Below are 12,948 nucleotides of genomic sequence, written 5' to 3'. Positions count from 1 at the left end.
CTGGAAGTCTCCCTAGCCGCCCCGGCGCGCGGGTCGTGGTCTGGTAAGGATTGGGAAGAAGACCCAGGCAAACACTGCAAAGGCCAGAAGCCAGAGGGTTCCCGATATCAACATCACGGGAAAATAGTCGATGAAGATCGTGCCGAAAGTTCGGAAAACAGCAGCCCCTATAACCATCAGGTAGGCAAAAACAATCGGGCCTGACACCAAGAGGGGTCTGCCACTGTGACCGAGGGACGCGCGTGTCATCATGGCGAGCGTCATGCATCCGATTGCACCGGCGGCAAGAAGGTGCAGCGATGCGGTTTCGCTCAAAATCCCGAAAACCAAGGTGCTGCCGTAAACAAGGTAGCCGGCTGAAAGCAGCAGATAGGCCACATGCAATATCCAGAGGATGGGGTTTCTTCGTGTTGCCAGACCTTGCCAGCCGGCGAGCCGTGCCAGATTGGCCGCGCCGGCAACCAGACACAGCGTGCCAAGCGCCCAGGACGGCACAAACGGAAGCGTTGCCAGAGCCGTCAGCACAGCGGAAAGTATGCCGACCCGGTCAAGCCAACTGAACGATCGAGGAAGCGCACCGGCGTAGCCGTCTCTGTTCAGGGCATTGCGGGTGAAGGCCGGAACAACACGGCCACCGATTATCGCGATCATGGCTGCGCTCGTGAATATGCCGAGGCGAACACCTGTTTCGGCAAGGTCGTTAGTCCATCCGATCCAGTCGAGATGCATCATGAGATTGCCGGCAAACAGCGTGCTCAGCAAAAGCAGAAAAACGGCGTTGCGCAGTTGGGATTTCTGCGTGAGTCGCGCGAGTATGGCGGTTGAAAGCACCGGAATGAACGCCAGATCGATCGCGGCCACGACAAGCGGATCAATCCAGGCGGAAAACCAGATTGCGATTCTGCCTGAAAGCCAGATCGCGCCGCATATCGTGACAAAGCGGGGTCCTGCTTCTTCGGTTGCGGTCCAGTTTGGAACCGCAGTCACAAAGAAACCCGCGATCACTGCGGCCGTATAGCCGAACATCATTTCGTGCGCGTGCCAGAGATAGGGCATCATCCGCACAGGCAGGACTTCCAGCGTATCCCCGTCGGCAAGAGCAGCAAGCCAAAGGGTCCAGACGGCCATTGCGGCGACGGAGAATAGACCGGCGGCAAGAAAGAAGAAGCGGAAACCGGCGGTCAGAACGGTCGGAAAACGGCTCTTGTATTTGGGAGGTCTGGTGTGGACGGTAGCGGCCATGAAGCTGCCTCTTGAATGCACAACCGACAAAGGTCGGTTCCGGAGCCCTAAAGCGGATCGTTACAACAAAGCCCTATGGTCACAGGCCTGAGCCGTGAAGTTCTTGATCATCGTCAAGCTGATCTGAAACCGACGACTTTAAATTGGTGAAAGTTCTCTGGGTTCCGGGTATGCCGGAGATGAATGCAGCGCCTTTAAGGTATGGAAACGCCAATGACAGAGACCGGTTGGACCAACTATATCGTTGCCTTTGCTGTCTTTTTCGCGTCGCATATGGTTCTTGTCCGCCCGCCTGTCCGCCCCCTTCTTGTCAGGGCTTTGACACCGGCCGGGTTCACGCTCTGCTATTCAGTCCTGTCGCTGGCGATCCTTTGGTGGCTGATTGTTGCTGCACGCGATGCCCCCTATGTCGAGATCTGGGCATGGTCTCCCTGGCAGAATTGGGTACCACTCATTGCGATGGTACCATTTTGCGTGATCCTGGCATTTGGCGTTGGCGTGCCAAATCCGTTTTCGTTTGGCGGCATGCGGAACGATCGGTTCGACGCCGCCAGACCCGGCTTGGTGAAATGGGTCCGCCATCCGGTTCTTGTTGCGCTCCTGATTTGGTCGGTTGCCCATCTGGTTCCCAATGGCAACCTCGCTCATGTGATCCTGTTTGGTGCATTTGCAGTGTTCTCACTGCTTGGCATGAAGATGATCGACAAGCGCCGCCAGCGTGAAATGGGCCCTGACTGGCAAAGGCTGGTGCGCGCGATGAACGAGGCTCAAGGTGCGCATGATGTTGATTGGCTGAGCCTTCTGGTCAGGGGGCTGCTGGCCGCCATAACCTATGTCGTCCTGGCAGGTCTCCATCCCTATCTCATCGGTGTTGATCCGTTTGCCTGAAGTGGCCGCTTGAACGGAACTATTCAGATGCGCGCTCTTATTTCATGATCTTGGAAATGGTCGACAGCCCGACCAGCCGATCCGCACACCGGTCCGCAAGGTCTGCCAGAAACTTCAGACTTTCGGCATGATCGTAAAGCTCTTCCGGTGTGAGTTCGAGCCGGTCGATATTTTCCAACTCGGTCAGGAACGAGATGCCGGAAACCAGGTTGTGATAATCTTCGCGAATGCTGTCGACAAGTTCCTTGCGCGCCTTGCGTTGACGCCAGGCCTCAATCGCCACGATCGTGCGATCAAGTTCGGACTTGCAGGTGCAAGGCATGTCCAGGCCCGACAGTTCGCGATGGATCTGCTCGATCAGATTGTGCTCTTTTTCATATGTTTCGGAATTCAGGCCGGAAGAGATGTCTTTTTCCATCCCGCTTCCCCTTTCAGATAAGCGTTACACAAGGGACCGGGCAGCGCCAGGCGTTCCAGCTGCGCATCGAGCTCTGCAGCATCCAGCGCTCCATCCAGAAATTCACGGAACGCATTACTGACGGCAACCATGTCCGACATGTGCGGCGAAAGGCGCAGTCTTTGGATCCCTGACGTGTGGAGATGGTCAGAGGTCAGCGCTGCCACGTGACAGGCATCGGAAAGCGTTTGAATACCGTTCGCGGCCAGGAAGCGCTTTCCGTCAAGTGTTGCGACATCCATTCCATCCGGGTCTCGTTCACAAATAAATTGGCAGGAGTCCTTGCTGAGGCCGTGAGCTCTTGCATGATAGCAGCGGGAAGAAAGCGCCAGGGGCAGACGGCCGAATGCGAATAATTCAATCTCGACCTCAGGTACGAGAGCTGCAATCTGCTGAATGGAGTCCAAAGGAAGTTCAACAGGTGGACACCAAGAGACCGCACCCCGTTTTGCAAGAAACGCCAGGCTGGCCTCATTGTAGACATTCAAGAAGGGGCCGGCTGTAAACGGACGAGCTTCTCTGGACGGCAAAAGCGACATGTCGTTGATTTCAATCGGCATGTCGTAGCCTGCTTGCTGCTTCAAAATTGTGCGTTCTCGTTTGTTGACCGGCTGCGCAAGGGTAGACAGCACAACGGTCTTGCCTGACTTTTCCAGTCGTTCGATAGCTTGCGGCCACACAGTATCTGTAAACGGCATGCGCTTGCCGCAGATAACTTCGCCCAAATAGACGCGGTCGATCTCGGTTTCATCGGCGATGCGAGCATAAAAATCGAGAAGTTGGTCCGCTGACCAGTTGAAGAAACAGGGGCCAAGGGCAAGTTCTATCCGTTTTGTCGCCGTCATATTGTCACCGCCAGGTCTTCTTGTAGGAACCGGAGGTCTGCCGTCCGCCTTCGGAAAACGATTTAAGTGCGGCAATGGCCGGACCCGCGTCTGCGCCGGTCGCAAGCCCGTCCACTGCGCGTCTGAAACCACTTACAACGCCTGCGATATAGGCTTTGCCCCGTTGTCTGCCTTCGATCTTCAGAGCTGTGACACCGGCTTTTGAGAGGTCTTCCAGCAACTCGAATGCGTTGAGGCTGACCGGGTCCTCAAAAAGATAGCCGGTCCGGCCTTCAGCAGAAAACTGCCCCTTGCACAGTGTCGGATAGCCTGCTGGTGCTCCCTTTTCGAAACTGTCGATAGTGAAACCACCGAGTTGGGCCAGCAACCGGCCCGACTTGTCTTCCCGATAATCGACATGATCGGGCGGCGAGCAGACCCCGGTCAGGTTGGGCGACTTTCCAGTTGCATAGGATGACAGCGAACAGCGACCCTCGGTCATAACGCAAAGCCCGCCAAAGACGAACACTTCGGTTTCGACGTCGATGTCCCGATTGAGTGCTGCGATTTCCGGAACTGAGAAAACACGGGGTAGCACCACGCGCTTGACGCCGAACGTATCGGCATAAAAATGGATTGCTTCAGGTGAGTTTGCTGCCGCCTGTACCGACAAATGAAGCCGCCGCTCGGGGTGCTTTTCAGCCGCGTGTTCAAGCACGGCAAGATCGGCGGCTATGATTGCATCTGCGTTACACGCCGCGGCATCATCCACCGCGTGGCGCCAGAGATCGATACTGCCCGCCCTGGCAAATGTATTGATTGCGACAAGCACCTTGGCGCCCTTTGCGTGCGCATAGACAACACCTTCAGCAAGCTCTTTCGGCGAGAAATTCAGGCCTGGAAAGTTTCGGGCATTCGTCTCATTGGCAAACCCGCAATAGATGGCATCGGCACCGGCGTCCGCCGCCGCTCGCAATGCGGCAGGTGTTCCGGCCGGGCAGACAAGCTCCATCCGCGTTTTTTCACTGCTCACCACTGCCCGCCCTGCTCAAGAGAGCTGGTGTGCCGGCTTTGGTTCCCGGTTAGCCTCTTGGCTTTGTCGAGCAACGTTCCGCTGAAGCCATTCATCCACTGCGCCGGTTTTCCACTCAAACCGAAAAATTCTCCAGGCGTCAGATCAGCTTCTTCCAGTGTGTTGCGCAGTGCCAACACATGTTCGGTCCTGCCCTCGATTCTAAGGTCCCGCGTGAAGAACAGGGCATCGGCGTCATATGTTCCATCAAGCAGTCCCAATAGGACCAGGAAGGGTGCCCTGACAACAGCCTTGGCTCGCGTGATTTGGTCCTTGTTGCAGATTTCGACGTTGGATTTGTCATTGTCCAAAGACAGAAGAAATGCATGTGGCATGTCATCTGGAACAATGGCGATCGGCACTTTGACAACAGCACCTAGCCTTTGAAGCAGCTCCGGTCTGCGCGCTAACAGGCGCCGCGTGAACCTTGTCAGAAGAACCTCCATCGGCGTTTTCGGCAAGGGAGCGATCAAGGTTGAAATAAGGGGGGGCAGACTGAGGGCAGGCGCAGTGGTTTGCATTTGGGGTCTCACTTTCAGCGCTGAATGTAATTCGCGCAAACGCCCGAATGACTTGACAAAGATCAAGGTTCAATCGCGTCCGTTCAGGACAATCGATCGTCTTGAGTGAGGGCATAAGCATCGGAGCTAAATGCTTGAAAACTCCTTTGACAGCAAAGCGATACGATGTCCGGCCGTGACTTGCCGAAATTTCATAACCTTCAGGAATTTATGACGTTTTTAGCTTCCGAAGAGGAGCTGAAACAACTTTCTGAACCCGTTGATATTCATCTGGAAGCGACAGCTTTGCACCAGCGGGTCATCCGTGACGGTGGGCCTGCATTGCTGCTGAAGGCTCCCAGTAGCGGGGCCCGGGTGCAATTTGCCGCATCCCTGCTTGTGAACATTTTCGGGACGCGAAAAAGGGTCGCAAACGGTCTTGGCGTCCATCCTGATCAATTGCCGGACCTGGGACGGTTTCTGGCCGCATTGCGCGCGCCAGAACCCCCGGCGTCTCTGCGTGATCTGCCAAGCCTGTTTCCTGTGGCCAAAGCCGGGTGGAACACCCGTCCCAAAAAAGTTGCTGCCTCCAAATATCTGCATGATGTTGCGCCGAACCTTTCGAGCCTACCCGTTCAGACCTGTTGGCCGGAAGACGCCGGACCGCTGATCACCTGGGGGCTTGTCATCACAAGGCCACCCGGCGAAGACGATCCACGGCTCTATAATCTGGGCATTTACCGAATGCAGGTTCTGGACGGCCAACGTGCCATCGTGCGCTGGCTACCGTTTCGCGGTGGGGCGCAGCACTACAGGCAATGGCAGGGCAAGGGCCAAGCGATGCCCGTTGCCGTCGTCATCGGTTGCGATCCAGCGACACTTCTTGCCGCCGTGATCCCGGCTCCGGGCAATATCAGTGAACTGGCGCTCGCTGGCATTTTTAACGGCAGGCCCGCGCGTCTTGCGCCCTGCCGCAGCATTCAGATGCATGTTCCAGAAGGCGCGGAAATCATACTGGAAGGTGAGATCCATCCTGATGAGACGGCTGTCGAGGGTCCATTCGGTGATCACACCGGCTATTACAATGACCCTGCCGATTATCCGGTCTTTCACCTGAAGGCGCTCCGCATGCGCGAAAATGCGGTTTATCTGTCGACCTTCACAGGGCGTGCACCCGACGAACCATCGGTTATCGGCGAGGCCATGACAGATCTCTTTCGCCCGATCCTGCAGCAGGCCTTGCCGGAAATTCTGGATGTCTTTCTGCCACCGGCGACCTGTTCCTACCGGTTCGCCATTCTCAAGATCGACAAGTCATATCCGGGACAGGCACGACGCGCGATGATGGGTTTCTGGTCGTTGCTGCCGCAATTCTCGATGACCAAATACGTCATTGTGGTCGACGCCGACATCGACATTCGAAACTGGGACGAGGTGATGTGGGCCGTCGCGACCCGATCCGACCCGGAACGCGATCTTCTTGTTCTCAACTCCACGCCGGTTGACCAGCTCGATTTTGCAAGTCCAAGAGAAGGCCTGGGCGGTAAACTCGGGTTGGATGCAACCATCAAGATCGGTTCAGAAACCGCGCGGCCATTTTCGAAGAAACTTGTGATGCCGCGGGATGTGGAAACGCGAGCGGAAGGTCTCTTCCGCAAACTGAATTCTCCTAAGTGTGTGGAATCCCCAAGACTATGACTTCATCCAGACGCGTCATCATCGGCATATCCGGGGCGTCGGGCGCTGCAATTGCACTTGAGATGCTGCGCATGTTGGCGGCCCTTCAGGTTGAACGATATGTCATCGTTACCCGCGGGGCGGAACACACAATCGATCACGAACTGGGTCCAGATGGCCGCGAGCAGATCGGTGCATTGGCGACAGTTGAACATCCGCAGTCGGATCTTTTTGCACCTGTCGCAAGTGGGTCGTTCTCAATGGACGCAATGCTGGTTGCACCATGTTCCATGCGAAGTCTTGCCTCGATCGCCTATGGAACAGGCGAAGGGCTCTTGTGCCGCGCTGCGGATGTGACGCTGAAAGAGCGTCGGCCTCTTGTTCTATTGGCCCGCGAAACGCCACTCCACGAAGGACACCTGGAAGCCATGCTGAAAGTAACGCGCATGGGAGCAATCGTCTCGCCGCCCGTGCCGCCCTTTTATGCCGGATTGACCGATCTGGACGATCTTGTCCGCCAGACCGCCGCCAGAGCCCTGGCAACTGCCGGTATCGATCCACAGGCAAACCTGCGCAGATGGCAGGGTGCCACTGAGCAGGTTGTCAGCCCCTTGCTGAAAGGATCTGAGCCAGCTTGACGATGGCCAGAAACGGACAACCCGGTAGGCACCTTGAACCCGGATTGCTGGTTGCCGCCGGAACATCTGAGAGCCGTTGAATCTATTTTGTTCTTGTTTTATTCTCCTCTTTTTCAGGAGAAACAACAATGTCAGTGATCAGTCATATCACGCTCGGCACCAACGATATCGAACGTGCTGGTGGTTTCTACGATAAAGTTCTTGGGGTCCTTGGTTTCGAAAGACTGCCCAAGCCACCCGGTAAGCCGCCGGCTTATGAAAAAGGCGGCATGCCAACCATTTATCTCTATCCGCCCGAAGATGGTCGGCCAGCCACCTGGGGAAATGGCACTCACGTTGCGTTCGTCGCTGAAACGAACGAAGCCGTCAGAGCTTTCCACCAAGCCGCATTGCGCTTGGGAGGAAGCTGCGAAGGTGAACCTGGTAGGCGTCCACACTATGGGGACAATTATTACGCTGCCTATGTTCGAGACCCGGACGGAAACAAACTCCAGGCCGTCTGTTATGCGGATATGCATCAGTAATGCTAGGTGGCTGGTGCCAACGAGCTACCGAAATTGGAGTAAAATGGATAAGCTTCTGAGATGCTTGCTTGCAACGGACTGAGACCGTGCAAGCCTTGCATCTGGATTCCACAGGTGTAGTGACTAGGTTACTGTTTTTGCGAAATTGTTGACCGTCACAAGGCTTGAGGTTGAAGAATAGTACTATTTGGCCTTTGAGCGTTTCCGTTCTGCTTTTTTTGATTTGCCTACGTTTAACGCTCAGATCCCAACCCCATTTACATTCAGATAAACCGAATAGAGTGAACTTGTGCCGGTGATGAACAGGCGGTTGAGTTTGTCGCCGCCGAAGCAGACGTTGGAGACGATTTCGGGGATGTGGATCTTGCCGATGAGGTCCCCACGGGGATTGAGGCAGTGGACGCCGTCGGCGGCGGATGTCCAGATGCGGCCATCCCTGTCGAACCGGAAACCATCGAAGAAGCCGTTGGTGCAGTGTGCGAAAACCTCGCCGCCGTGAAGCGTCTTGCCGTCGCTGCCGATCTCGAATTTCCGGATATGCGCCGGCCCGTCTTCCTGGTGGGTCCCGCCCGTGTCGGCGATGAACAGGGACTTTTCATCCGGAGAAAAGGCCAGGCCATTCGGCTTGACGAAGTCGGTGGAAACCGTCTCGACGATGCCGGTGTCAGGGTCTGCACGGTAGACGTGGCAGGCTCCGATTTCACTCTCCGCGCGTTCGCCTTCATAGTCCATCAGAATGCCGTAGGAAGGATCGGTGAACCAAACCGAACCATCGGATTTCACAACGACATCATTGGGCGAGTTCAACCTTTTGCCGTCCCACGTGTCGGCAAGAACCTTGATGGATCCATCGTGTTCGGTCCGCGTCACACGCCGGGTCAGGTGTTCACAGGAGACAAGGCGGCCCTGTCTATCCGTCGTGTTGCCGTTTGAGTTGTTGGACGGCGCGCGAAAGACGGAGACAGAACCATCAGTTTCGTCCCATCGCATCATCCGATTGTTCGGAATATCCGACCAGACCAGATAGCGGCCTGCCGGAAACCAGGCAGGGCCTTCGGACCATCTGGCACCGGTCCACAGCCGTTCAACCCTTGCATGACCGATAAAGCAGGCTGCGAACTCGGGTTCGATGACTTCAAATCCGGTTCCTTCAAGCACGCCGAACATTACATATCTCGCTTCTTGCTATAAGGCCCAATGCTGGAATGAGGCGCTTGCACCTTGTCCTTGAGCCTTGTCATCCGATTGCCCGGGTGAGACGGGTCGGGCCCCCAAATCGCCTGATAGGTGTCAAAGGCCCAGCCTCTTTTTTCAAGGACAAAGGCCACAAAGAGCAAGCCCAGCCACCACGATGACAGAAAAATCCACATCCATTTGGGAGCATTTGCCTGCCAGAGACCACTGACAAATGCACCTATCATCAGGATCAATGCGATGTAACCCAAAAGCTTGTGATAGGTCTCGAAGAGTTGCCTGCGCAGCGTCATGTCATAGTGGTCACCACGCAATGAGCCGTCTGCAGCACGGCTGGTCGGTCCGCCTTTGCTGCCGCGCAACAGACCGGAAAGCGCCTGGAAGAGACCAAGCACCAAAACGCTGTAGCCGAAGGTTCGGTGCAGAATAGCTGCCCCGGTATTTTGTTCCGACACCAGAATCAGGCCGAGGCCAATGGCGGATAGCACCAGAACCAGGCTTTGCGATATCCAGTGCCAGCGCCACCAGGTCTTGTTGTCCAGTTCCTTCGGCCATTTCTGCCCCGGCAGCACCTTGAAATATCGCGCGGCGATCACCGCCGATGGTGCCAGCACTCCCCAGCCGAGGACCATGGTGCGGGCGTGCCAGGACAAGGCCACTCCCACATCATGGGCCCGGGCCGGGTCCGCCGGGGAGAGCAGCCAGTCCCAGATCATCCCTTGACGGCCCCCGCCGTCATTCCGGTGATGATCTGCTTTGATGCAACAAAGGTGAAGAGGATCGGCGGAATCGCCAGCAACATGCCAGTCGCCATGATCACTCCCCAATCAATGTCATATTCGGTAATCGAGTTCACGATCGTGACCGGTACTGTTCTGGTTGATCTGCCGGAGAGAGCGTTGGCCAGAAGAAACTCGTTCCAGGCGATGCGGAACGTGAAGATCGCCGCAGCTGCGAGCCCGGGCTGAATAATCGGCAGCACCACCAGAAAGAAGACCTGGAAGGGGTTGGCCCCATCCATGCGGGCAGCCTCTTCCAGCTGGATCGGTACCTGCACAATGAAACTCTGCAGGATCCAGATCACGAATGGCAGGTTCATGGCCGTATAGATCAGAATGATGCCGGTGTAGGTCTGGTCCAGACCGAACTGGAAGGTCCAGATACCGAATACAGGCACCAACAGAACCGCCGGTGGAACCATGCGCATCAATAGGGTGGTCATGGAGACCGTACCGCGTCCCATGAAGCGGAAGCGCACCAGCGCATAGGCCGCCATGCAGCCGATCACCAGCGTCAGCCCGGTTGAGATCAGGCCGACGATCAGGGAGTTCTTCAAGGCGCGCCCGAAGGTCGGGTCGCAATAGTCCACATGCGCCGGCTCATACCACAGAACATTGCACAAAACGGTTTCGTAGTTCTGGATTGTCGGCGTGAAGAAGAATGCGGAAACCGAAGCGTCGTAGACGTCGACATTGGTCTTGAACGATGTTGCCAGCATGAGCGCAATCGGGCCCGCGCTCATGAACACAAGTGCTGCGATCAGGGCGTAAAAGGCAGGATTGCGGGTCTGTGTTTGGGACGCCATCAGTCATCTCCCTTTTCGGCAATCGCCCGTTGCCTGGCAGCGCGCGCTTCCTGCACGCGGTTGTAAGCAAACATCCCGATTGTGATGGCCATGAGCAGCATCAGGAGGACATTCGACATGGCCGCGGCCTCGCCGAGCTCCTGAAATTCCTGAGCGGTTCTGAAGATCCTCAGCGCAAGAATTTCAGTTGAAAGACCAGGACCGCCATTTGTCAGAACCAGAATGACTTCCAAAACCTTGAACGCATCAATCAGGCGTAGAAGCAGTGTCACGATCAGGACCGGCATCATAAGGGGAAGTTTGATGAGAATGATCTTCTGCCACTCGCTCGCCCCGTCGATCTCGGCAGCCTCCAGCGCGGACCGGGGCAGGGATTGCATTGCAGCGAGAGCGAGGATGAAAATGAAGGGGGTCCATTGCCAGACATCGGCGATCACGACTGCAATGAACGACCATGTACTGTCGGAAAGCCAGGGGATGCCTTCCAGTCCCATATCCTTGAGGGTGCGATTGAAGATCCCGACGGTCGGGTGGTACATGTAGCGCCACATGAGACCGACAACGATGGGCGCGATCATCATCGGCAGGATGAAAACCGTGCGCAGGACGGCCATTCCGGGAATGTTGCGATCCAGAAGCAGTGCCAGCCCGACGCCTAACGCCATTTCCAACGTCACGACAACCGCAGCAAATCGGATGGTGACCCAGAAACTCTCGCGAAAGGCTTCATCGCTCATCAGATTGATGTAGTTGCGCAATCCGATGAATTCGGCCTGGCCGATCCGTTGGCTGGGGCTCCAGTCCAGAAAACTGGCATACACCATGTAGCCGATCGGATAGAGCAGCGCGATGATGAGGATGATCCCGGCAGGCGCCAGAAACAGATAGGGGGTCAGCCTGTTGGCCTTGATCGCAACGCTCATTGCTGATCGCTTTCAATGTCACGATTGAATTGGAGGCCCCCACGGCTGGGCCGTGGGGGACAGGATTTTATTGGGTCCAGGTGTAGTAACCGGCCTCATCCATGAGGGCACGGGTCCGTACCGAGACGCCTTCGAGGGATTCCTGGATCGGGAAGTCGTCGACGATGATCTTGGAGAGCGTGGTGCCCAGATCAGCGTTGATCTTACCCCAGACAGGGATAATCGGACGCCAGTCGGGATCGGCATTCTTCAATGCTTCGCCGAAGGTTTCCATGTGCGGAAACTTCTCGTTCACTTCAGGATCAGAGTGCGTCGAATAACGGGACGGATTGCCACCTGCGAGCGCAATCAGTTTGTCGGCTTTTTTCGATGTCAGCCACTGCATCAGCAGGAAGGCTGCGTCTTTGTTCGGCGCGTTTTTCGGAATGCCGATGCCAAAGCCACCGGTTTGGGAGCCGGCGCGCACGCCAACGGGGTGCGGAGCCCAGCCAATCTTGCCAACCACCTTAGATTTGTCGGGATTGTTGACCTGACCGGCAAAGACGGTGGAGTCGAGGAACATTGCGGAATTGCCCTGCAGGAAAGAAGCGCCTGCTTCAGCAAAGCCGAATGTCTTGGATCCTTCAGCACCGCAGTTCACGATCTTTTTCAACGCCTCGGCCGCTTTGACACCGGCTTCGTTGTCGACGATCGGGTTCCACTCGTCATCGAAAATTCTGCCGCCAAGCGGAGCAAGGTGAAGCAGGAAGGCGTGGCTGGCGTGGTGACCTGAAGCGGCACGTGAGGCCAAACCGCCCATGCCTGGTTCCAGTTCGGGGATCAGGCAGGCAAGTTCGAGAAGCTCATCATAGGTTTCGGGAACCTTGAGGTCATGCTTTTCGAAAATGTCCTTCCGGTAACCGAGGATGGATGTTTCCGATCCAAACGGCAGGCCGAACAAGGAGCCGGTCGGGCCCGGAAGATATCCCTTTTTGCCACCCGCGACGCCGATATTGGCGACGTATCCATCGATCAGATCTTCTGCGTCGAAATTCGGGTCAGCAAGCTTCGGGTTCATGAAATAGCGTGCAAGATTTTCCAGCTGATCGGCATAAACATAGTCAGCCTTGGAAAAGACGACATAGGCGATCAGGTCGTAGTCGCCCTTGTTCTTGGTCAGCTCAAGCGTCTGACGTTCGCGCATTTTCAGATATTGAAGCTGGTCGACTTCAACATTGATACCTGTTTCCTTGGTGAATTCCGGCAGCACCTTCATGACCGCATCGAAATGCGGGTGAGCAGGAAAATTCACGACCAGTGTTTCACCGCTATAATCCGCGTAAGGGTCTGCGATGGCCGAAGTCGCGGCCATGGCCAGCCCGGCGGCAGCGCATACGGTTGTTTTCAGATAACTCAGCATATTACTCCTCCCTTGCAACAATTCT

14 protein-coding genes are annotated in these 12,948 nt (G+C 56.1%); 4 read left to right on the top strand and 10 right to left on the bottom strand.

Annotated elements, in window-relative coordinates:
* Positions 1-12 precede the first annotated feature (12 nt).
* Positions 13-1,242, bottom strand: a complete 1,230-nt coding sequence (locus FIV00_RS28035) for an NnrS family protein (protein WP_152503780.1) — start codon at positions 1,240-1,242, stop codon at positions 13-15.
* Positions 1,243-1,455: 213 nt separating this feature from the next.
* Here FIV00_RS28035 and FIV00_RS28030 point away from each other — a divergent pair, with 213 nt between their 5' ends.
* Positions 1,456-2,130 (top strand): NnrU family protein, encoded by a 675-nt coding sequence (locus FIV00_RS28030; protein WP_209006738.1) that lies wholly within the window; start codon positions 1,456-1,458, stop codon positions 2,128-2,130.
* A gap of 37 nt (positions 2,131-2,167) precedes the next feature.
* Here the strand turns inward: FIV00_RS28030 and FIV00_RS28025 are convergent, their stop codons facing one another.
* The 4 genes from FIV00_RS28025 to FIV00_RS28010 are packed head-to-tail and all read right to left on the bottom strand — an operon-like array spanning position 2,168 to position 5,004.
* Entirely contained in the window at positions 2,168-2,548 is a 381-nt protein-coding gene (locus FIV00_RS28025) for a hypothetical protein (RefSeq protein ID WP_152503778.1), read from the bottom strand.
* Positions 2,521-3,432 (bottom strand): U32 family peptidase, encoded by a 912-nt coding sequence (locus FIV00_RS28020; protein ID WP_152503777.1) that lies wholly within the window; start codon positions 3,430-3,432, stop codon positions 2,521-2,523. The genes FIV00_RS28025 and FIV00_RS28020 overlap by 28 nt, the downstream gene beginning before the upstream one ends.
* Positions 3,433-3,436: 4 nt before the next feature.
* A complete protein-coding gene (locus FIV00_RS28015; protein ID WP_152504497.1) occupies positions 3,437-4,423 on the bottom strand; it encodes a peptidase U32 family protein in 987 nt (328 codons plus the stop codon).
* 17 nt (positions 4,424-4,440) lie between these two features.
* Positions 4,441-5,004: an SCP2 domain-containing protein gene (locus tag FIV00_RS28010; RefSeq protein WP_152503776.1), complete on the bottom strand. Its 564-nt coding sequence runs from the start codon at positions 5,002-5,004 to the stop codon at positions 4,441-4,443.
* Positions 5,005-5,214: 210 nt separating this feature from the next.
* On the opposite strand from FIV00_RS28010, the gene FIV00_RS28005 reads away from it, so the two are divergent.
* From FIV00_RS28005 to FIV00_RS27995, 3 genes are all read left to right on the top strand, one after another.
* Positions 5,215-6,681: a UbiD family decarboxylase gene (locus FIV00_RS28005; protein ID WP_247649304.1), complete on the top strand. Its 1,467-nt coding sequence runs from the start codon at positions 5,215-5,217 to the stop codon at positions 6,679-6,681.
* Complete coding sequence (locus FIV00_RS28000; protein WP_152503774.1) at positions 6,678-7,298, top strand: UbiX family flavin prenyltransferase; 621 nt, start codon at positions 6,678-6,680, stop codon at positions 7,296-7,298. Before FIV00_RS28005 ends, FIV00_RS28000 begins: the two co-directional genes overlap by 4 nt.
* Before the next feature lie 128 nt (positions 7,299-7,426).
* A complete protein-coding gene (locus tag FIV00_RS27995) occupies positions 7,427-7,822 on the top strand; it encodes a VOC family protein (protein WP_173006192.1) in 396 nt (131 codons plus the stop codon).
* A 240-nt stretch (positions 7,823-8,062) separates the two neighbouring features.
* Here the strand turns inward: FIV00_RS27995 and FIV00_RS27990 are convergent, their stop codons facing one another.
* The 5 genes from FIV00_RS27990 to FIV00_RS27970 form a co-directional block, all read right to left on the bottom strand.
* A complete protein-coding gene (locus FIV00_RS27990) occupies positions 8,063-8,989 on the bottom strand; it encodes an SMP-30/gluconolactonase/LRE family protein (RefSeq protein ID WP_152503773.1) in 927 nt (308 codons plus the stop codon).
* Positions 8,989-9,732 carry a cytochrome b561 domain-containing protein gene (locus FIV00_RS27985; RefSeq protein WP_152503772.1) on the bottom strand — a complete coding sequence of 248 codons (744 nt, stop codon included), beginning with the start codon at positions 9,730-9,732 and terminating at the stop codon, positions 8,989-8,991. The genes FIV00_RS27990 and FIV00_RS27985 overlap by 1 nt, the downstream gene beginning before the upstream one ends.
* Entirely contained in the window at positions 9,729-10,601 is an 873-nt protein-coding gene (locus tag FIV00_RS27980) for a carbohydrate ABC transporter permease (protein WP_152503771.1), read from the bottom strand. Before FIV00_RS27980 ends, FIV00_RS27985 begins: the two co-directional genes overlap by 4 nt.
* On the bottom strand, positions 10,601-11,524 hold the full coding sequence (locus FIV00_RS27975; protein ID WP_152503770.1) for a carbohydrate ABC transporter permease: 924 nt from the start codon (positions 11,522-11,524) through the stop codon (positions 10,601-10,603). The genes FIV00_RS27980 and FIV00_RS27975 overlap by 1 nt, the downstream gene beginning before the upstream one ends.
* 67 nt (positions 11,525-11,591) lie before the next feature.
* Complete coding sequence (locus FIV00_RS27970) at positions 11,592-12,923, bottom strand: extracellular solute-binding protein (RefSeq protein WP_152503769.1); 1,332 nt, start codon at positions 12,921-12,923, stop codon at positions 11,592-11,594.
* Between the last annotated feature and the right edge of the window lie 25 nt (positions 12,924-12,948).

Origin of the sequence: Labrenzia sp. THAF82 (assembly GCF_009363435.1) — a bacterium.
Classification (GTDB): domain Bacteria; phylum Pseudomonadota; class Alphaproteobacteria; order Rhizobiales; family Stappiaceae; genus Roseibium; species Roseibium porphyridii.
Note: the sequence above shows the minus strand (reverse complement) of the source record. Positions and strands in the feature narration are given on the sequence as shown.